The organism is Streptomyces sp. NPDC029674 (genome assembly GCF_044903205.1).
In the GTDB taxonomy this organism is placed as follows: Bacteria; Actinomycetota; Actinomycetes; order Streptomycetales; family Streptomycetaceae; genus Streptomyces.
In genome coordinates, this window is sequence record NZ_JBJDPY010000001.1 from 284,654 (window position 1) to 304,753 (window position 20,100).

Annotated in this window: 16 protein-coding genes; 11 read left to right on the plus strand and 5 right to left on the minus strand. The window is 73.2% G+C overall.

Going from position 1 to position 20,100, the window contains the following annotated elements:
* The first annotated feature begins 9 nt into the window (after positions 1-9).
* From ACI2L3_RS01250 to ACI2L3_RS01270, 5 genes are all read left to right on the plus strand, one after another.
* Positions 10-822, plus strand: coding sequence for an FkbM family methyltransferase (locus ACI2L3_RS01250; RefSeq protein WP_404750215.1), 813 nt, complete (start codon positions 10-12; stop codon positions 820-822).
* Entirely contained in the window at positions 803-1,402 is a 600-nt protein-coding gene (locus ACI2L3_RS01255; RefSeq protein ID WP_404750216.1) for a hypothetical protein, read from the plus strand. Before ACI2L3_RS01250 ends, ACI2L3_RS01255 begins: the two co-directional genes overlap by 20 nt.
* A gap of 117 nt (positions 1,403-1,519) precedes the next feature.
* Positions 1,520-1,756 carry a phosphopantetheine-binding protein gene (locus tag ACI2L3_RS01260; protein ID WP_404750217.1) on the plus strand — a complete coding sequence of 79 codons (237 nt, stop codon included), beginning with the start codon at positions 1,520-1,522 and terminating at the stop codon, positions 1,754-1,756.
* Positions 1,753-2,994, plus strand: a complete 1,242-nt coding sequence (locus tag ACI2L3_RS01265) for a beta-ketoacyl-[acyl-carrier-protein] synthase family protein (protein WP_404750218.1) — start codon at positions 1,753-1,755, stop codon at positions 2,992-2,994. The genes ACI2L3_RS01260 and ACI2L3_RS01265 overlap by 4 nt, the downstream gene beginning before the upstream one ends.
* 28 nt (positions 2,995-3,022) lie before the next feature.
* Positions 3,023-3,862: an alpha/beta fold hydrolase gene (locus ACI2L3_RS01270; protein WP_404750219.1), complete on the plus strand. Its 840-nt coding sequence runs from the start codon at positions 3,023-3,025 to the stop codon at positions 3,860-3,862.
* A gap of 19 nt (positions 3,863-3,881) precedes the next feature.
* On the opposite strand, the gene ACI2L3_RS01275 is transcribed toward ACI2L3_RS01270, so the two are convergent.
* The gene (locus ACI2L3_RS01275; protein ID WP_404750220.1) at positions 3,882-4,754 is read right to left on the minus strand and encodes a RimK family alpha-L-glutamate ligase; all 873 of its coding nucleotides are present in this window, start codon (positions 4,752-4,754) and stop codon (positions 3,882-3,884) included.
* A 148-nt stretch (positions 4,755-4,902) separates the two neighbouring features.
* On the opposite strand from ACI2L3_RS01275, the gene ACI2L3_RS01280 reads away from it, so the two are divergent.
* The 3 genes from ACI2L3_RS01280 (at position 4,903) to ACI2L3_RS01290 (ending at position 7,567) form a co-directional block, all read left to right on the plus strand.
* Positions 4,903-5,808 (plus strand): LysR family transcriptional regulator, encoded by a 906-nt coding sequence (locus tag ACI2L3_RS01280; RefSeq protein ID WP_404750221.1) that lies wholly within the window; start codon positions 4,903-4,905, stop codon positions 5,806-5,808.
* A 101-nt stretch (positions 5,809-5,909) separates the two neighbouring features.
* A complete protein-coding gene (locus ACI2L3_RS01285; protein ID WP_404750222.1) occupies positions 5,910-6,479 on the plus strand; it encodes a cysteine dioxygenase in 570 nt (189 codons plus the stop codon).
* Positions 6,479-7,567, plus strand: a complete 1,089-nt coding sequence (locus ACI2L3_RS01290) for a YeiH family protein (RefSeq protein WP_404750223.1) — start codon at positions 6,479-6,481, stop codon at positions 7,565-7,567. Before ACI2L3_RS01285 ends, ACI2L3_RS01290 begins: the two co-directional genes overlap by 1 nt.
* A gap of 10 nt (positions 7,568-7,577) precedes the next feature.
* Here ACI2L3_RS01290 and ACI2L3_RS01295 read toward each other — a convergent pair whose 3' ends face one another.
* From ACI2L3_RS01295 to ACI2L3_RS01305, 3 genes are all read right to left on the minus strand, one after another.
* Entirely contained in the window at positions 7,578-8,642 is a 1,065-nt protein-coding gene (locus ACI2L3_RS01295) for an esterase-like activity of phytase family protein (RefSeq protein ID WP_404750224.1), read from the minus strand.
* Positions 8,643-9,078: 436 nt separating this feature from the next.
* The gene (locus tag ACI2L3_RS01300) at positions 9,079-10,323 is read right to left on the minus strand and encodes an acyltransferase family protein (protein WP_404750225.1); all 1,245 of its coding nucleotides are present in this window, start codon (positions 10,321-10,323) and stop codon (positions 9,079-9,081) included.
* Positions 10,320-12,635 carry a glycosyltransferase gene (locus ACI2L3_RS01305; protein WP_404750226.1) on the minus strand — a complete coding sequence of 772 codons (2,316 nt, stop codon included), beginning with the start codon at positions 12,633-12,635 and terminating at the stop codon, positions 10,320-10,322. The genes ACI2L3_RS01300 and ACI2L3_RS01305 overlap by 4 nt, the downstream gene beginning before the upstream one ends.
* A 306-nt stretch (positions 12,636-12,941) precedes the next feature.
* Between ACI2L3_RS01305 and ACI2L3_RS01310 the strand changes: the two genes are divergently transcribed.
* The gene (locus tag ACI2L3_RS01310; protein ID WP_404750227.1) at positions 12,942-14,393 is read left to right on the plus strand and encodes an acyl-CoA synthetase; all 1,452 of its coding nucleotides are present in this window, start codon (positions 12,942-12,944) and stop codon (positions 14,391-14,393) included.
* Positions 14,394-14,505: 112 nt separating this feature from the next.
* The gene (locus ACI2L3_RS01315; protein WP_404750228.1) at positions 14,506-14,976 is read left to right on the plus strand and encodes a nitroreductase family deazaflavin-dependent oxidoreductase; all 471 of its coding nucleotides are present in this window, start codon (positions 14,506-14,508) and stop codon (positions 14,974-14,976) included.
* Between the two features lie 7 nt (positions 14,977-14,983).
* Here the strand turns inward: ACI2L3_RS01315 and ACI2L3_RS01320 are convergent, their stop codons facing one another.
* On the minus strand, positions 14,984-18,679 hold the full coding sequence (locus ACI2L3_RS01320; RefSeq protein WP_404750229.1) for a S8 family serine peptidase: 3,696 nt from the start codon (positions 18,677-18,679) through the stop codon (positions 14,984-14,986).
* A gap of 373 nt (positions 18,680-19,052) precedes the next feature.
* On the opposite strand from ACI2L3_RS01320, the gene ACI2L3_RS01325 reads away from it, so the two are divergent.
* Positions 19,053-20,090: a rod shape-determining protein gene (locus ACI2L3_RS01325; protein ID WP_404750230.1), complete on the plus strand. Its 1,038-nt coding sequence runs from the start codon at positions 19,053-19,055 to the stop codon at positions 20,088-20,090.
* The last annotated feature ends 10 nt before the right edge of the window (positions 20,091-20,100 follow it).

Below are 20,100 nucleotides of genomic sequence, written 5' to 3' on the forward strand. Positions count from 1 at the left end.
AGGGTGCCCATGACTTTCGCCGCCCGCCTGGCGCCCTACGTCCCCGACCGGCTGATCGCCGCCGTGGCCCGGCTGGTCTACCCCCGCTTCGAACCGGAGCTGGGACGGCTCGCCGACCTCTGCCCGCCGGGCTGCGGCACCGCCGTGGACGTCGGCGGCTGGTACGGCCCGTGGTCGCGGCGGCTCGCCTCGCGCGCGCACCGCGTGGTGACCGTCGAGCCGGTGCCGCACCTGGCGCGGCTGCTCTCCGCCAGCACGCCCGGCAACGTCCGGGTGATCCAGGCCGCGGCGACGGACCGCCCGGGCACGGCCCGGCTCTGGCTGCCGCGCGGCGACCGGGGCGAGCGGGGCGTGTCGTCCCTGGTCCGCCGCGACATCCACGACGTCGCCGTGGACGTGCCGTGCGTGACCCTGGACGGGCTCGGCCTGCGGAACGTGCACTTCGTCAAGATCGACGTGGACGGCAACGAGCTGCCGGTGCTGCGCGGCGCCCACGAACTGATCACCCGCGACCACCCGGCGATCTTCATCGAGCTGGAGTCCCGCATCCAGCCGATCGCCCCCATCGTGGAGCTCCTGACCCGCCACCACGGCTACCGGGGCTGGGTGCTGCCGCACGACACCTGGGTGCCGCTGGCCGCGTTCGACCTGGAGGAGCACCAGTCCGGCACGTCGCACGTCGTCTCGCAGGGCCTGCTGCGCCGGGTGCTCACGCCGAGACACCCGCGGTACGTGCGGTACGTCAACTCGGTGCTGTTCCTGCCCGACGGGCACCGCCCGGGAGCGCTCACGGTGCGCGACGATGGGGTGCATGCCCGCTAGCTCTTCCGCCGCCCCAGGCCCGTTCACCGCACTCGACTTCCAGCTGGTCCTGCTGCGCCGGATGGCCGACCACAACGCCGACCTGGTGGAGCGCGCCCGGCACGAACTGGGCGCCTCCGCCGCGGACATGCGGGAGGCCAACCGACGCTGGCAGGCCATGACCCGCTCCGCCCGCTCCCGGGGCGCCGCCGCCCGCTACCGCTCGGTCTTCGGGCCCCCGGAATCCACCGTCCGCCGCCGGATCGGCGATCTGGAGTGCGAGGCGCTGCGCTGGCCGGTGCCGCTCTGGCCCGACCTGCGCTTCGAGGTGCTGCTCGCGCCGAACGGCGCGGTCTGGAACGACTGGCTCGTACGCGCGCCGGGGGCGCCGGTGCCCGAGCTGCGCACGGTCGACGACCTCACGCCCTGGTCCTGCACGGTCGACGAGGCGGCGCGCGCCTTCGCGCCGGCGCGGCCCATGGAGGGGACGGCGCCCACCCGGTGGGGCCTCGCGTTCGAGGCGCCGGACGCGGATGGCGAACGGCGCCGCTGCGTCGCCGAGTTCACCTGGGGCCTTCTCCAACGAGTGGCGTTCCCTTAGAGATCGACTTCTCCCGGCGCCCCGACGAAGTGCGGTCGGTACCCACAGGCAACCGTGACTTGCCGCGCGGTGACGCGTTCCCCACTTGACCATCGCGAAACAAGGAGCGGTACCGAAGTGGAAGTCACTGAGCGTGTAACGATTCTCTTGCGGCAGAAATTCGGGGTGCGTCTCGATGCCGTGTCCCCCGACGCCCCCCTGTACCAACTGTCCATCGACTCCCTCGCGCTGGAGGAGCTCCTCCTGCTGATCGAGGACGAGTGCGGCGTCGACCTGGCCGATCTCACCCTCAACTCCCGCGACACCGTCGGCACGCTGCTGTCCGCCGTGCGCCAGAAGGCTGTGACGGCATGACGGCGCCGGCCCGGGAGCCCGTGGCGGCCGCCGTGACGGGCATCGGCCTGGTGACCGCCGCGGGCATCGGCGTGAAGGACACCTGGCACCAGGTCACCCACGCCACCGCCCCCCGCGGAGTGCGGCGGCTGCCCGCGCTGCGGGACCTGCCCTGCGACTTCATGTACACGGTCCAGGATCTCGACGTCGACGCCGAGCTCGGCGTGGCCAGCCACCGGCTGATGGACCGCTTCGCGCAACTGGCCGTGGTCGCGGCCCGGGAGGCCGTGGCGGACGCGGGGCTCGGCCCGGACGTCTGGGACAGCGCGCGTGTCGCGGTGGTCATCGGCTCGGCCCACGGCGGCCTCGACTTCTACGTCGAGCAGCACGACACGCTCACCGAGCGCGGCCCGCGCCGGGTGTCGCCGAGGCTCGCGCCGCTGAGCGTCGTCAACGGAGCCGCCGGCAGCGTCGCCAGGGACCTCGGCACCCGCGGGCCCAGCCTCGCGGTGGCCACCGCCTGCTCCTCCGGCACCGACGCGATCGGCACCGCTCTGCACCTGCTGCGCGCCGGGGCCTGCGACATCGCCGTCGCGGGCGGCGCGGAGTCCATGTGCGCCCGGGCGCTCTTCGCCGGCACGTGCAACGCGAAGGCACTGTCCACCCGCACCACGGACCCCGACACCGCCTGCCGCCCGTTCGACGCCGACCGGGACGGCTTCGTCGTAGGGGAAGGCGCCGGCGTCCTGGTGCTGGAGCGCGCGGAACACGCCCGCGCCCGCGGCGCCAGGTCCCGGGCGTCCCTGCGCGGGTACGGGGCGGCCACCTCCAGCGAGGCGTCCTCCCCCGTCGTCGCGAGCGAAGCCGGCATCGAGCTGGCGCTGCGTGCCGCACTGGCCGACGCCGGGGTGGCCCCCGGCGATGTCGGACACGTCAACGCGCACGGCACGTCCACCGTCATGAACGACCAGATGGAAGCCGCCGTGCTGCACCGGGTCCTCGGCGAAGGACCGCTGGTGACGTCCACCAAGTCCATGACCGGGCACACGCTGGGCGCGGCGGGCGGCATCGAGGCGGCCTTCACCGTCCTCGCCCTGGAGGACCAGCTGGTCCCGGCGACGGTCAATCTCACGACCCAGGACCCGCTCGTCCCCGTGGAGGTCGCCCGGACCACCACGAGCACCCGCCTGGACTGTGCGGTGACGACCTCCCTCGGCTTCGGCGGGCACAACTCCGTGCTCGTCCTCGCCCACGAATGAACCGTCCACGAATGAATCGAGAAGGAACATGTCCGAGGAGCACATCCGCACCCTGACCGTGCAAGGGGCGTCGTACACCTACCGGACGCTGCGGCACCCGGCCCCCGAGGTCGAGCCCGTGATCGCGATGGGCGGAGTACTCGAGGGCATGCATGACTGGGCCTACCTGGAGGGAACCGTCCTCTCCCGGACGAGCCTGGTCACCGTGGACCTGCCCGGCCTCGACCCGGCCGCGTTCCAGGGCGAGGAACGGGACAACGTCGACGCACTCTGCACCGGGCTCGAAGGCGTCATCGACGATCTCGGGGCCGCCCGCGTCAATCTCTACGGCTACTCCCTGGGGGCCGCCGTCATGTACCAGTACGCGCAGCGCCACCCCGAGCGCGTCGCGCGTCTGCTCCTCGGGGGCGTGCCCCCCGGCCGGATCACCGCGGAGCTCGTGGCGCCCCTGCGGCAGGCCACCGACCGGGCGCGGGCGGGCGACGCGGACGGCTTCGCCGAGCTGATGGCCGCCGCCCTGCTCTGCCTCGACGAGAGCCACCACGTCCACCGCCGCGACCTGACCCTCGGATACGTGCGGCGCCTCATGCGCAACACCGCCCGCGTGCCGCGCAAGGTCGACCTGCTGGCGACCGCCCTGACCAGCCAGCGGCATGCCCCGGCAGTGGGCCTGAAGGGGGTGCCCACCACGGTCTTCAGCGGTGCGCACGACCACCTCCACACCCCCGAGGCGCAAGAGGCCTTCGCCGCGACGATCGACGACAGCCGGTTCGTGACGTTCCCGGACTGCGACCACATGCTGCCGTTGCAGCGCCCGGAAGCGGTCACCTCCCTGGTGGCCTCCTTCCTCATGGCCGAGGCCACGTGACGAGGCCGCGTAAGGAGTGCTACGCCGCCGCCTTGTAGATCAGCTCGGCGACGCGGGACAGCGAGCCGGGGTGCACGGCGAGGAAGAGGTTGGGCTCGACGAGTTCGAGCTCCATGACGTGCGGGCCGCCGTCGGCACCGTCCACGAGGTCCACGCGCGCGTACAGCAGGTCGGGGCTGCCCGGCACGGCGGCCAGGGCGCGTGCGGCCACGTCGAGTTCGGCCTCGGTGGGCCGCCAGGGGCGCAGGTCGGGGTGCGCGGTCTTGGCGGCGTCGTACGCCGTGCCGGGCGCGAGCACCGCACCCTTCTGGACGGCGTGCAGGAACTGCCCGCCGCAGAAGACGAGGGCGCGCTCGCCGGTGACGTCTATGCGCCGCATGTAGGGCTGCACCATGGCGGTGAAACCCTCCTCGTGCATGCGGGCCAGGTGCGCCAGCGCCGCCTCCCGCTCGTCCGCGCGGTAACGGGCGGCGTACCGGGCCCCGGCCCCGGAGGTCGGCTTGACCACGAACTCCTCCCCCGCTTCGGGGAGTTCCGTCCCGTCGCCGGGCGCGCGGTAGTACGTCGGGACGACGGGCACGCCGGCCGCGGCCAGCTCGCCGAGGTAGCGCTTGTCGGTGTTCCACCGGACGACGTCGGCGGGGTTGGCGAGCCGCGTGAGCCGGGCGCACCGCTCGGCCCACGCCACGTACTCCTCGCCGCGCCAGCTGTAGTCCCAGGTGGACCTGATCACCGCGAGGTCGAATCCGGCCCAGTCGACATCCGGATCGTCCCAGCCGACGACCCGGACCTCGGCCCCCGCTTCCCCGAGGGCCCGCGCGAGGGACGGCAGGTCGTGATCGTGCTCGGGCGCCGGCCGGCGGGTGACCAGGGCTATGCGGGGGCTTGCCACGGGGGACTCCTTGTTCGTACGCGGTCACGGCCACCGCAGGCTAACAACCGCGCCCCACGCGCCTCCGAGGCAGCAGAGGCGTGCCCCGGAGGCAAAAGCCGGGTCCCGGCCTTGTTCGCCCACTCCAACATCTGCTTATGATTCAGCGGTGTTCGATTCGCGGCACATCAAGACGTTCCACGAGGTGGTCCGGGCCGGTTCGTACTCGGCGGCCGCCCGCTCCCTCGGCTATACGCAGCCGGCGATCACCCAGCAGATGAAGGCGCTCGAACGGTCCGTCGGCACCCCGCTGTTCACCCGCGTCGGCCGCCGCATGCGGCTGACGGAGGCGGGCGAGGCGCTGTCCCGGCACGCGGGGATCATCCTGGACGACATCTCCGCCGCCCAGCAGCAGATGAACGCGATCACGCGGCTGCGCTCGGGCCGGGTGCGGGTCTGCGCCTTCCCGAGCGCCAACGCGACCCTCATCCCTGAGGCGCTGGCCCGGCTCGCCTCCGGGCACCCGGGCGTGCGCGTGGAGCTCCTGGAGGACGAGCCGCCCGAGTCGCTGCGGCGCGTGGTGCGCGGCGAGTGCGACATCACGCTCGCCTTCACCTATCCCGGCCTGCACGACGAGGTGCCGGAGGAGCTGGCGGAGATCCCGCTCATGGAGGACCAGCTGACCGTGCTGCTGCCCACCGGGCACCGGATGGCGCGCCAGCGGTCGGTCAAACTCGCCGAGCTGGCGGAGGAGCGGTGGATAGCGGGCTGCCCGCGCTGCCGCGCCAACTTCCTCCACGAGTGCGCCGAGCTCGGCTTCGCGCCCGAGATCGCCTTCACCACCGACGACAACCTGGTGGTGCAGAGCCTGGTCGCCGAGGGGCTCGGCATCGCGATGATGCCGGGGCTCGTCCTGAACTTCCTCTGCCACCGCAAGGTGACGGGCCGCGCCCTCGACCCCGCCTCGCGGCGCCAGGTGTCGGCGTACGTCCTCAAGGACCATCTGCGCATACCTGCCACGGCTCTGGTCCTCGACGAGCTGCGGACCGTGGCCGCCAACCGCGTCGGCTGCTGATCGTCCGGCCGTCCGCCGCGCACCTTCCATAAGCGGAAGTTGGGGGGTTGCCAAGAAACTGTCGTTGGACGTGATGGATCGGGCGGCGCGACGCTGCCCGTATGAGCACTCCGACCGCGTACCGGGCCGCCCGGACCACAGAGCGCCTCGACACCCTCGTCGCCGACGTGCGCGAGGCCGTGGGGCGCGGCCTGCCTCCCGACCTGACCGCGTACCTGGTCGGCGAGCGGCTCGCCCCGCACCTCGGCACCGCCGACCTGCTCACCGACGAGCAGTGCGAGGGCGACCCCGACCGCTACCGCCAGCACGTGCTGCACGCCGAGCACGACGGCAGCTTCTCGATCGTGGCGCTCGTCTGGCTGCCGGGGCAGCGGACCTCCGTCCACGACCACGTGTCGTGGTGCGTCACGGGCGTCCACGAGGGCGAGGAGCAGGAGCGCCGCTACCGGTTGGTGCCCGCGGCGGAGAACGGCGGCGCCGCCCGCCTCGTCGCCACCGAGGACGTCGTCAACCCGCAGGGCTCCGTCTGCGGCTTCGCGCCGCCCGGCGACATCCACCGGGTGTGGAACGCCTGCGGCAGCCGCGCGATATCGATCCACATCTACGGCGCGGACATCGCCCGCCTGGGCAGCAGCGTCCGCCGGGTGTACGAGCTCCCGGCCGACCGGTAATGGCACTGCTCGGCGAACGCCCCAAGTCCCGTACGGCGCCGGTCGCCCCACTCACGGCCCGCCCGCCCGGCAAGCTGCCCGGTCTGACGCTCGCCGTGCTGGGCGTCGCCGTGGCGTGGGGCGTGCACCGGCTCGTGCCCGGCGTCCCGATGCTCACCGCCGCCGTGGTCCTCGGCATCGCGGCGGCCCACGTGCCGGGCGCGGCGCACCGGTTCGTACGCGGCCCGGGCAAGGCCGGGCTGACGTTCGCGGGGAAGCGGCTGATGCGGGTCGGCATCGTGCTGCTCGGCCTGAAGCTGAGCCTGGACGACGTGCTCGGGCTCGGCTGGGCCTCGGTCGCGATGGTGCTCTGCGTCGTCGCGGTGACCTTCTTCGGCACCTGGTGGCTGGGCCGCCGCATGGGGCTGCGCGGCGACCAGCCGCTGCTGATCGCCACCGGCTACTCGATCTGCGGCGCCTCCGCCATCGGCGCGGTCAGCGAGGTGTCCGAGAGCGACGAACGGGACACGGCCACGTCGGTGGCGCTGGTGACCCTGTGCGGCACGCTCGCGATCGCCGTACTCCCCCTGCTGCAACACCCGTTGGGGCTCAGCGACGCGGAGTTCGGGCGCTGGGTCGGCGCGAGCGTGCACGACGTGGGGCAGGTCGTGGCGACCGCGCAGACCGCGGGCGCGGGGGCGCTCGGCGACGCGGTCCTCGTCAAGCTGATGCGGGTCGCGCTGCTCGCGCCGCTCGTCGCGGCGGTGGCCCTCTCGGTACGGGCGCGCCGGCAGGGGCGCGGGTCCGCCGAGGGGGCCGCGGCGGCCGGCGGGGCCGCGAGCGCCAAGCGGCCGCCGCTGGTGCCGCTCTTCGTCGCCGGCTTCCTCGCCATGGTGGCCCTGCGCACCACCGGCTGGCTGCCCGGCGCAGCGATCGACGTGGCGCAGACGGCACAGGAACTCCTGCTTGCCGCCGCCCTGTTCGGCCTCGGCAGCGCGGTCGACCTGCCGACCCTGACCCGCACGGGCGGCCGGGTCGCGGCGCTCGGGCTCGTCTCGTGGGTGGTGATCGCGGGGGTGTCGTACGCGGGTGTGGTGCTGACGTACTAGGGCCTGGACCCTAGCGGCGTGGCAGCGTGACCCGTACGTCGTACAGGCGCGTGATCTGCTGCGGCAGCTCGTTGTCGTCGCTGACGAGGAGCAGCCGCAGCCGGTCGCGTCCCGGCCCTTGCGGGCGGCCCGTCACCGTCATGCCCTCGATGTTGTCGATCAGCGGGTTGTTGCCGGGCGGCAGGTTCGAGGGCGCTCCCATCGGCGGGCAGTCGGAGAGGTCGGCCAGCAGGGTCTTGCGCAGGGCGCGCGTGCCGGTGCCGAGGTTCTCCACCGCGCTCACGTCCTCGGCGCCGCGCGGGTCCACGACGTACAGCCGTACGTCGATGAGGAAGTCCGGGGTGAACCCCCGCTCCAGGACGAGGAGCCGGCCGTCCCCCGTCGGCGCCAGCTCGACGAGTGACAGGCCGAGGTCGACGGGATACGCGTACTGCCGGCCGAGGGAGAACTCCTCGCGGGAAACGTGCCGTTGCCATGTCTGTACGCGGTGCAGGCCCCGGCCCGCCGCGTCCGCCCCGTCGCCCGCCAGCGGCCCTTCCATCCCGGCGACGAGGGTGCGTCCGCCGGGGAGCAGGGTGAGGCCCTCGAAGGTCTGGTTCGTCCGGGCGCGGCCCGCGGGGGCGACCCGCAGCGGCTGCGGCACCGGCAGCCCGCCCAGCAGAGCACCGTCCCGGCCGTATCTGTGGACGGCGGGCCCCCGTTCGTCCGACACCAGCCGGCTGCCGTCGTGCTCGACGGCCAGGCCCTCCGAGTCGAGCGCGGCACCTGTCGCGTCTGCGAGGGGCGTACGGGCCGTGGCGCGCGGCTGCTTTCCGCGTACGTCGATCCTGTAGAGCGCCGAGCGGTCGGAGAGGGCGCTCACCGAGCCGTCGCGTTCGACGGCGAGCGCGGAGAGGCCGCCGACGGGCCGGCCGTCGACCTCCGCCTTGTTCAGCGCGTCGGAGTACCGGGCGACGGAGACCCGGGGCGAGCAGGAACCGCCGCCCGCCGGAGCGGCGGCGGCGTTCGCCGCGGTCGTGCCCGAGGCCAGCAGTGCGGCACTGGCGGCGAGGCTCACTGTCGCGCGCAATTTCATGGCTTTCCCCTGTCTGCGAGCGGGCGTTGACAGAGCGTCAGTACAGCAGTGCCGGGCGAAGATGCGAACAACGGAAGCGAACGACTGGGCAGTTGTTCCCTGGAACAGGTGATCGTCGCGCCAGGAATTGCGCGCGACAGCTGTGATTGACGATGCTTACGGTGCGCGAGCGACGGGCTGCAGACCGTGACCGCGCCCCCGGTCCATGTCCCATACGGGATCGGGGTGTTGGCCCGAAGTGCCGGGTCCGGCCTTCCTGAAAGTCCCACAAGGAGAAGCACCACCATGAACCTCATCACTGACGTCGTCGCCGGTCTCGCCCACTTCCTGGGCTGGCTGGTCTGACGTCACCCGCACCGATCCGCAGCGACGCCGCCTCCCCCCGTCCCACGGGGAGGCGGCGTCGCCGTGTCCAGTCGCCGTGCCGGTCGCCGTCTCAGGGCTTCGGGTAGTAGTCCCGCTCCCGCCCCCGCGCGTCCTTCGCCTTGCCCAGCAGCCCCGCCGGATACTCCACGAGCCAGTAGCTCGCCGTCCCGGCCGCCAGCGCCACGAGCACCACGACGAGCACCGCGACCGGGAAGCCGGCCTGCGACGACGGCAGCAGCCCCGACCGGCCGAGCAGGAGCATCACCGGCTCGTGCCAGATGTAGAGGCTGTAGCTGATCAGCCCCACCGCCGTGACCCAGCGGGCTTTCAACACGCCGTGCCAGCGCACTCGTTCGCGCGCGTCGCGCCGGATGTGCAGGGTCGCGTACAGCAGCGCGCACCACAGGACGGAGGCGAGCGGGTGGTAGAAGGTGTGCGCGAAGTTCTCCGGGGCGGAGCGGTACGACAGGGTGAGCAGGCCGGCCAGTGCCGCGGCCGACAGGGCGGTCGCCCAGCGGGCCCGCAGCCTGCCCCGGTCGTCGCCGAGTGCCGTCAGGAGCACCGCGAGCGCCATGCCCGCCGCGAAGCCGCCGAAGCGGGCCTGCGGGCCGAAGTACACGGGCCAGTCGGTGTGCGGCACGTCGTAGGCGTACCGCGCGCAGGAGATCCAGACGAGCGGCACCGCGAAGAGGACCGCGCACCCCGACGCGCACAGCGCCACCCGGGCCCGCCGGGTCCGCAGCTTCCGGCAGGCCCGCACCGCGAGCGGGCCGAGCGCCACCAGGACCAGGTAGAAGGCGACCTCCAGCGACAGCGACCAGCTCGGGCCGAGCGTGTAGAAGATCCGCTCCCGGTCGAAGACGTGCGTGAACGTGAGGTGTTCGACCAGGTCCCGCCAGTCGCCCGGCAGCGTCGGATTGCGCGTCGACCACACGACCAGGACCGCCAGGAAGTACAGCGGCAGGATGCGGATCGCGCGCCGGAAGAGGAAGACCCGGCCCGGCCTGACCGCGCCCTCCTCGCCGTCGATGGCGGCCCGTGCGTACGACAGCGTGAGCAGGTACGCCGACATCACGAAGAACAGGTCGATCACTTCGAGGGAGAGCAGCGCCCCGACGTACGGGTTGTCGACCGGCGGGTGCGAGCCCGCCGCGTCGTACGTGTAGTACTGCTGCCAGACGTGGAAGACGACCGTGCTGAGCGCGGCCAGGCCCCGGAAGCCCTGGAGTTCGAGCGCGCGGCCGCGCTTCGGCGCCGCACGGCCGTCCGGGGTGCGGGGCGGTGCCGTGGTCTCGGGGGCGATGAGCGAGGTCACGAACCGCCTCCCGTACCGGCCGGCTCGGCGGCGGTGGCGGCGGTCGTGGCGGTGGCGCGTGGCGTGACCCGCCACTGCCGGTCGCCGAGCACCTCCTTCAGATGGGCGGCGCGCGCCACCATGTTCTTGAAGTGGGTGTAGAAGACCGTCGTCACGAGCAGGTAGCGCCAGAACCAGGCCTTGCGGCGGCGGAGTTCGGGCACCGCGAGCCGCCACGCGAACGCCGCCTGCACCAGGCCCGCCGACATCGTGACCGCCGCCGCGACCAGACAGACGGGCACCGCCCAGTCGAGCCGGTCGGCGCCGCCCGCGCGCCAGGCCGCGTGCAGCAGGACCGGCAGGATCTGGAGCGTCAGCCACGGCTGGACCTCGCGCCAGCCGAGCAGCACGAACAGGCCGGTCTTCTGGCGGCGCGTGAACACCGGCGAGCGCAGCCCGCGCCACAGGTGTTTGAGCGACACCTGGAGCCAGCCCTGCGCCCAGCGCGAGCGCTGGTTCCACAGGGGCTTCAGCATCGTCGGGGCGAGCTCGCGCGAGACGATCGTGCGGTCCGTGGCGATGCGGGCGCCCTCGCCGAGGGCCCGCATGGTGGAGTCGATGTCCTCGGTCAGCATCGAGCCGTGCATCCGCGTCCGGGCGAGCAGGTCGGTGCGCCAGAAGCCGTTGGAGCCGCCGAACACGCCGAAGCCGTAGAGCCGGGTGCGGCCGGGGTGGCTGACCGCGTAGATCGCCTCGAACTCGACGGCCACCAGCTCGGCGACCCACGAGCTCTCGCCGTTGCGTATGACGCAGTGGCCCTGCACCACGTCGTAGCCGTTCGACAGCCAGTCCCAGGCGTGCCGGAACGCGTCGGGCGCCGGATGGTGGTCGGCGTCGAAGATGCCGACGAACTCGCCGCGCACCCGCGTCACCGCCGCGTTGAGGTTCTGCGCCTTGGACGTGCTGCCCGCCACCGGCAGCAGCACGAGGCGCGGATCGCGCCGCGCGATCTCCCGCAGCGTCTCCTCGACGGGCAGCGGGTGCGGGGTGTTGTACGCGAGGACGATCTCCAGCTCGTTCGGATAGTCGAGGCGCAGGAACGACTCGACGGTGTCGACGATCGTCGCCGCCTCGTTCGGCAGGTACGCCGCGATGACCGCGCTCGCCACCGGGTACGGCTGCCCTGGGGCCTCCGGGCGGGGCTTCGCGTCGAGCGAGAAAAGGCATTCGAGGACGATGAGCAGGGCGGACGCGACGAGGCCCGCGACGACCACCCAGTACGCGAAGGACGCCGCGTCCCAGCCCATGGCGTACGCCTGTTGGTAGAGGGCGAACGGCACGCCCACGCCGAGGACCAGCATCAGGACGGGTGAGAGCAGCGGGGTCACGGCCCCGAGCAGGCCGCGCAGGCCGGGGCGTGCGCGGCGGTGACCGGGTGCGGCGGCGGTCCGCATCCACGGTTCGTAGCGCACGGGCCGCAGGTCGCGGTGGCGCAGCGCCTCCTCGGCGGCGTCCCGCGCCTGCTCGGCGGCGCGCGCGCTCGCGCCCTCGCCGGTGCAGGCGGAGAGCGGAACCCAGCCGACGGCCGGGGTGAGCCGGACGTTCTCGTCGGCGACGACGAACCGGGTGCCCGCCACGGACGACGCGAACTCCCGCAGGCCCGCGGTCGCCGTCTCCTCGCCGACGCCCGGCATCAGGACGAGGAGACGGCCCTCCTCGTCCCACCCGAGCCGGTCGCACACGCTGCCGAGGCGCTCTCCCACCTGGGCGAGCCGCTCGGCGACCTCGCGCCGCACGCGCGGTCCGAGCCGGGTCTCCAGTGCCTCCGTCTCGGCGACCCGGACCACGGCGAGCACGCCACCGCGGCGGGCGGCGGCGGGCCGCTGGAGTTCGCGGTCGAGTTCGGCCATGAAGTGCGGCGCCGAGTACAGGCCGGTGCGCGGGTCGAGGAGCAACTGGTCGACGGGGACGGGGACCCGGTGCAGCTTGGCCGCGATGCGGGCGGACAGCTCGTCCGGGTCGGACGCCTCCGACACGCAGTCGTCGGCGCCGTGCCGCAGGAGTTCGGCGACCGTCGCGGGGGTGCGGGCCGCGGTCACCATGACCAGGGGGAGGGCCTGGCCCGCCGGGTCGGCGCGTACCTCCCGTATGACGTCGCGGCCCTGCCGGCGCCCGTCCGGGCCGTCGTCCAGGGCGACGATCGCGTCGGGCGGCACCTGCCTGACGAGGCGGCGCACATCGCCGGGGACGGCGTGCGTGACCTCGTGACCCGTGAGGCGGAGGATGCGGGTGAGCTGCTCCCGGCCGGGGCCGGGGTCGCCGACCGCGAGCACGTGGGGGCGGTGGTGAGACTGGGGTTGGGCGTGAGATTCGCTGTGTGAGTGGGGCGAGGCGTCGGGGCGCCTCAGGGCATCGGACATGAAGGTGGTCAAGGTGGTCCCATCCTGTTCGGATTGTGGGGGGAGGACCGGATTACCGAGGTGGTCGTAGGTGACTGGATAGTGACGGACAGCCACATCAGCCTCAGTGATCACTGTGACACCGCACCTTCAGGGGCGTAACACTCTCATTACGCCCCGGTGCAGAGACTGCACATGCTCTGCACGGACCATCCCGACGGACTTCGAGGAGTACGACACGTGGATCCCCTCTTCCCGGCCCTGACCGCCGCGCGCGGCGAGGCCCTCCGGTTCGGCGACCGCTCGCTGACCTACCCCGAACTGGCGTCCGTCGCGGGCTCGTTGGCGCTGCGGCTGCGCGACGCGGGCCGGGTCGCCGTCTGGGCGACGCCGTCCCTGGAGACGGCCGTCGCCGTGGTCGCCGCGCTGCTGGCCGGGGTTCCCGCGGTGCCGCTCAACCCGAAGTCGGGCGCGCGCGAGCTGGCGCACATCGTGTCGGACAGCGCGCCGTCCCTGGTGCTCACCGAGCCGGGCGCCGAACTGCCGCCCGCGCTCGGCGGCTTGGACCGCCTCGACGTGGACGTACGCGACACCACCGGCACTCCGGCGGCCGCGGGCACCGAGCCGGACGACCCCGAGTCCCCCGCCCTGATCGTCTACACCTCCGGCACCACGGGCCCGCCGAAGGGCGCCGTCCTGCCGCGCCGCGCGATCGCCGCCACGCTGGACGCGCTGGAGGACGCCTGGCAGTGGACCGCCGACGACGTCCTCGTGCACGGCCTGCCGCTCTTCCACGTGCACGGCCTGATCCTCGGCGCGCTCGGCCCGCTGCGGCGCGGCGGCTCCGTGCGGCACCTCGGCCGCTTCACCACCGAGGGCGTGGCACGCGAGCTCGGTGCCGGGGCGACCATGCTGTTCGGGGTGCCGACGATGTACCACCGGATCGCGGAGGCGCTGCCGGACGACCCGGAGCTGGCGAAGGCGCTGGCCGGGGCGCGGCTCCTGGTGTCCGGCTCGGCGGCGCTCCCCGTGCACGACCACGAGCGCATCGCGGCCGCCACGGGCCGCCGCGTCATCGAGCGGTACGGCATGACGGAGACCCTCATGAACACGAGCGTGCGGGCCGACGGCGAGCCCCGCGCGGGCGCGGTCGGCGTCCCGCTGCCGGGCGTCGAACTGCGCCTGGTCGACGAGGCGAACGACGAGATCGCGGCGGACGGCCCCGAGGCGGTCGGCGAGATCCAGGTGCGCGGCCCCAACCTGTTCACGGAGTACCTGAACCGCCCCGACGCGACCGCCTCGGCCTTCGCGCCCGGCGGCTGGTTCCGCACCGGCGACATGGCCGTACGGGACGCCGACGGTTACGTCCGCATCGTCGGCCGCAAGGCCACCGACCTCATCAAGAGCGGCGGCTACAAGATCGGCGCGGGCGAGATCGAGAACGCGCTCCTCGAACACGAGGGGGTGCGCGAGGCGGCCGTCACCGGCGAGCCGGACCCCGACCTGGGCGAGCGGATCGTTGCCTGGGTGGTCCCCGCCGACCCCCAGGCGCCCCCGTCCGCCGAAGAGCTGGCGGACCACGTGGCTTCCGGCCTGGCCCCGCACAAGCGGCCGCGTGTGGTGCGCTACCTGGAGGCGCTGCCGCGCAACGACATGGGCAAGATCATGAAGCGGTCGCTGCCCGGGTCCTGACGCGGGCCCCGCCCTCCCCCTTGCCCCTTGCCCGACATCCATCTGCCCTTCGCGCCAGGCTTGTGCTGGACTGTTCCCATCTCTTTCCGTACGCGACAGTGGGGCGGATGCGATGTCTCTCGAGGGCGAGTACGACCCGAGTCCGGCGCGGTGGATACGCGAACAGGTCGAGCTGTACGAGAGTTCGGGCGGCACACAGGGCACGACCCTTTGGGACACGGGCCTGCCGGTCGTCATCGTCACGATGCGCGGCGCGAAGAGCGGCAGGATCCGCAAGGTTCCGCTGATGCGCGTGGAACACGAGGGGCGGTACGCGGCGGTGGCCTCGAAGGGCGGCTTCCCGCGCCACCCGGTCTGGTACCGCAACCTGCAGGCCAACCCGCGGGTCGATCTCCAGGACGGCCCCGACCGACAGACCATGACGGCCCGCGAGCTCACCGCGGACGAGAGGACCCAGTGGTGGCGGCGCGCGGTCGCCGCGTATCCGCCGTACGCCGAGTACCAGGAGAAGACGGACCGCGTGATCCCGGTCTTCGTGCTCGAACCCGAGCCCCCGGCCGGGCCGCGGTCCGTCACCCCCTGACCTCCGGTTACTCCACCCCCACCGCCCGAATGATCTCCTGGGTCACCGACCCGCCCCGGTCGTCGCCGGCGGACGCCCGCAAGGACACGGACCCGGCGTCTCCGGGAATCTTCAACTTCCCTTCCCACGACGCCTTCCCGCCGCTCCTCACCGACTCCAGGGCGACGTTGCGCCACGTCGCGCCCTCGTCGTACGAGACGGCCAGCTTCCCGCGCCCGATGGTGCCGGTGTCCGCCGCCCCCTCGACGTACTCCGCGAAGATCCCCACCGGCACGGTCCGCCCGCCCCGCACGTCACCCGCCAGGGACGTGTCGACGTCGAACCCGAGGTTCAGGAGCGGCAGGAACGTCTTCCTGCCCGCCGGGGTCTCCTTGGACCGGAACGTCCACTCCGCGTGCCCCTTCGTCGCGAGGTGCCACCGCCCGGGGTCGAGCGTCGTGTCGGTCACGACCTTGTAGGTGTGCTCGGCGGGGTCCGCGTCCCACACGTACACGCCCGAGCTCTTGCGCCGGTCGGCGCTCACGCCGTCCACGAAGACCTCGCTGACCTGCGTCATCGATTCCTCGCTCCAGACGTCGCCGAAGCCGGTGTGGTCGGGTCCTGAGTCGCCCCAGCCGGGCACATTGAAGGCCAGGTCGTTGCCGGTGCGGGTCTGGCCCCAGCCGAGTCCGGTGCCGAGCCAGGGGTGCAGCACCGGCTTGAACCAGTCGAGGCCGGTGCGCTTGCCGCCCTTGTAGGCGACCAGGCCGCTGCGCTCCTCCAGCGCCCCGGGGCCGGTGGAGACGGACTCGTGCCACAGCTGGCCCCTGCCCGTGGAGACGTACTCGGTCCGCTCGGCCGGATAGTCGATCTTCTCCTGGAAGCCGAAGCCGACGGGAAACGTGTCGGTGATCGAGTACCGGTACTCGCCACCCGCCGCGGGCTTCACCGCGTGGAACTTCGTGCTCAGCACGGCGAGTTCACGTTTCCCCGGCTCATACGTGAGGTCGCCCTTGGGGACGGCCCCCTCGTGGCCCTCGGAAAGGTCGTACACGTAGGGCGTGTTGCGGGTGCCGGTGCTCTCGATCGTCCTGCCCGCCTTCGCCGCCGCGAGGAGCCGGGCCCCGTCGGCGGCGTCGACCGTGGCGATCTGCAGTGGCCGGTCGCCGTTGTCGTCCGTGCCGAACCAGGCGTTCAGCCGGCCCGCCCGGTCGTCCGTGACGAACAGCGCCGCGGCCCCCGCGTCCTGCGCGGCCTGCCCCAGCCGCTCCGGGGCGACCGCGTCCGTGCGGCGCACGACGACGGCCTTGCCGCGGACGTCCTTGCCCTCGTACGCGGCCGGGGTGCCGTCACCCGCGTCCACCAGCGCCCACTTCCGCCGCCCCTCGGCGATCGTCCCGCCGGGCTGGGCGACGGCCTCGCGCAACCCCTTCACCGCCACCATCGGCTTCCCGAGCCGCCACACGGTGCGGTACTCGAAGCTGCCCTCGGTGACCTTCTCGGTCGGCGCGGCGAAGACGCTGTCGTACTTCACGGGCACCTGGACGGCGCCCGCCAGTTCGGCGCCGCCGGCCTTCCTGTCGTACTCCATCAGCAGCTGCCTGGTCTCGGTGCGCCGGTCCACGTCGGCCTTGATCTCGCGCAGCTTCCGCCCGTCCAGGGTGACCGTGCGGTCCCGGTCGAGGCGGATCTGCGGGTCGGCGAGGAAGCCGAGGCCGAGGGAGTCCGCGCCCTTGGCGCCGCGCACGTCGAGGAAGGTCGAGAGGGCGTACGTGCCCGGCTCCAGGCGCAGCTTCAGGGTGCCGGAGCCGCCGACGGCGGCCGGGAACGGCTCGGTGCCCCCGGCGAGCCGCCGCACCACGAGGTCGGCGGCGGCCGCGGCGCCCTCGCGGTCCTTGACGTGGACGGTGAGCGTGTACCGCTCCTCCTCCTTGACAAGACCGAACGCGGTGTGCGCCGCCTTCTTCCCGCCGGCGGTCGCGACGATCGCTCCACTGGTGTTCCCGACGGGCGCCTTCGCGCCGTCCCCGGTGACGGTGGTCGACGCGGTGCCGTGGGCCGGGACGGTGAGGGTGGAGTCGGCGAGCGTGACGACGCCGTCGGCGGCGCCCTGCACGGAGAGGCTCAACTCCACGTCGGCGTCGGAGGAGTTGGTGTAGGTGATGACCCTGTCCACCGGCTCATTGCTCTCATAGGGCCAGCCGTAGAAGCCGAGGTCGACGCTGCCGGTCGCGGTGACCCGCGCGTCGACGGCATCGGACACACTGACCCGCCCCGCCCCCAACACATAGGCCCCGCCGTCCAGTTGCTTCGAGCTGGACATGAGGGCGTCCTTGAGCTGCCTGCCCGTCCAGTCGGGGTGCCGCTCGGCGAGCAGGGCGGCGGCGCCCGCGACGTGCGGCGTCGCCATCGACGTACCGCTCATCTCGGTGTAGAAGCCCTCGCCCTCCGTGAGCCGGGAACGGGCGGCGAGGATGTCGACGCCGGGTGCCGACAGGTCGGGCTTCAGGGCGTGGTCGCCGGCGCGCGGGCCCCGGCTCGTGAAGTACGCGGCCTCGTCGGCGGAGTCGACGGCGCCGATGGTCAGCGCCGCGTCGGCGGCGCCGGGCGAGCCGATGGAGGAGGGCGCGCCCGTGTTCCCCGCGGCGACGACGAAGAGGGCGCCGGTCCGCTCGGAGAGGGAGTTCACGGCGGCGGCCATCGGGTCGGTGCCGTCGCTCGCCTCCTGCGAGCCGAGGCTCATGGACACGATCCTGGCGTCGACGTCCTCGGCCGCCCACTCCATGCCCGCGATGATCTCCGACTCGCTGCCGAAGCCCTCGTCGCTGAGCACCTTGCCGACGGCGAGGGAGGCGCCGGGCGCGACGCCCTTCTCCTTCTCGCCCTCGGACGCGGCGCCGCTGCCGCCGACGGTGGAGGCGACATGCGTCCCGTGCCCGTTGCGGTCGGCGACCTCCTCGCCCGGTATGAAGCTCCTGGACTCCCCGACACGTCCCGCGAGATCCGGGTGCCCGGCGTCGTACCCGGTGTCGAGGACGGCGACCTTGACGCCCTTGCCGGTGAGCCCCGCCTCCCAGGCCTTCGGGGTGCCGATCTGCTCGTTGCTGCGCGCCATGTCGGCCTCGACGCGCCCGTCGAGCCACACCTTGCCGATGCCGGACGCCTTCCCGCGCACGGAACGCCAGAGCGCGCCCGGCTCCTCCGCGACGACCGCGACGCCCCCGACACTCTCCAGGGAGCGCACCTTCTCCACCCCGCGCGGCAACTCGCGCGCGCCGCGTCCCTTCTTCTCGTACGTCACGATGAGAGGCAGCCGCCCGGCGCCGGCCTTCCCCGGCTCCGCCGACGCGAGCCCCTGCCGGATCAGCCCGGTCACGTCGAACAGCCGCTCGTCGAGGACACCGGAGCGCAGATACGGCCGCGCCTCGTCCGGTACGACGGTGACGCGCCCGTCCGCGATCCGGCTGCGCACCGCCCCACTGGCCCCGGCGGGCCGGTCCACGGTGACGGCCTGCCGGCCGCCGGGAAGCCGGGTGACGGTGACCTTGTCGCCCGTGATCAGGGTGACGGTGTGGGTAGCTGTGGGAGTACGGGCGGCACGGGTTGCCGCGGCCTCGCGGGCGTCGGCGGCCACGGCGCCGCCCTGCCCGGCGGGAAGCAGGGCGAACGCGAGACCGGCGGCGGCCACGAGCGCGGCTCTCCGCCGCACGGGTGCTCTGGTCATGGGGGCTGCCTCTCTTCTCCGGACCCGGGCCAGGGGGTGGTGCCCGAGTGCTGCGAGAAGTGTCAGCGACCTTGTGTTACAGGGGAGTTGGAGGGAGGTGGCGGGAAGCCGCCAGGGCATGTATCCGCCAGTGGGCGCCGGCACTCCTCCACGGAACGGCATGCCGCTCCGGCCCCAGCACGGTGAGGTCGCCCGGCGAGACCTCCGGGCCCATCGGAACAACCGCACTGCCCGCGACGCCTCGAAGACCACCCGTGCGGCGGCACCCCGCCCGGCTCAGTCCAGCGCGCGCGCCGCACGCGTCCGCCGCACGATGCGAGACAGGACCGGCGACCGACGGTCCGTACGGTCTGCGCTCTCGGGAGGCTCTGCCATGACCGTCAGTCTGGAGCAGTTGCGCCGCTGCCACATCGCCGTCGACCTGGGTGCCGCGAGGACCCGGGTGTTCGTGAAGGGCGCCGGGCTCGTCGTCGACGAGCCGAGCGCCGCCGCCGTCAACACCCGGACGGGCGCGCTCATCGCGGTCGGCCACTTCGCCGAGCAGATGACGGGGCGCACACCCGGATACATCCGCGTGGTCCGCCCCGTCTCCGGCGGCACCGTCGTCGACATCGAGATGGCCCAGCGCATGCTGCGCCACCTGATCGGCGAGAAGCTCCGCCGCACCCTGCGCCGCAAGCCCCGGCTGCGCGCCGCCGCCTGCACGCCGCACGACGCGGACCCGCTGGCGCAGCGCGCCGCCGTCGAGACGATGGTCGGGCTCGGCGCGCGCCGCGTGGAACTGGTGGACACGCTCATCGCGGCGGCCGTCGGCTGCGGCCTGCCCGTGGAGCGCCCCGAGGCGACGATGATCCTCGTCTGCGGCGCCGCCACCACCCAGGTCGCGGTCCTCTCGCTCGGCTCCATCGTGACCGCGGAACGCGTTCCCGTGGGCGGCGAGGCCATCGACAACGCGATCGTGCAGCACCTGCGCCACCAGCACGAACTGATGCTCCCCTCGCAGTCCGTACGCCCCCTCCAGCTCGCCCTGCGCGGCAACGGCCTCACCCCGCAAGGGCCGGAGTCCACGGAGATCCACGGCAGGGACGTCGCGACGGGCGTGGCCCGCTCGGTCCAGGTGGACACGGCCGCGGTCCGCGAGGCGATCCACACCCCGCTCACCGCCGTCCTCGACGGCATCGGCAAGGTGCTGCGCGACTGCCCGCCGGACCTGGTGGCCGACCTCGCGGACCGCGGCATCATGCTGGTCGGCGGCAGCGCGCTGCTTCCCGGGCTCGACCAGATGCTGCGGGACGCGACCGGAATGCCGGTACAAATCGCGGAACGGCCCGATGTGTGTGCCGTTCTCGGGCTCGGTGCGATGCTGGAGGGCAAGATCCAGCCCCTGGTCCTGAATCCGCTCGCCGGCTGATCGGGCCCCG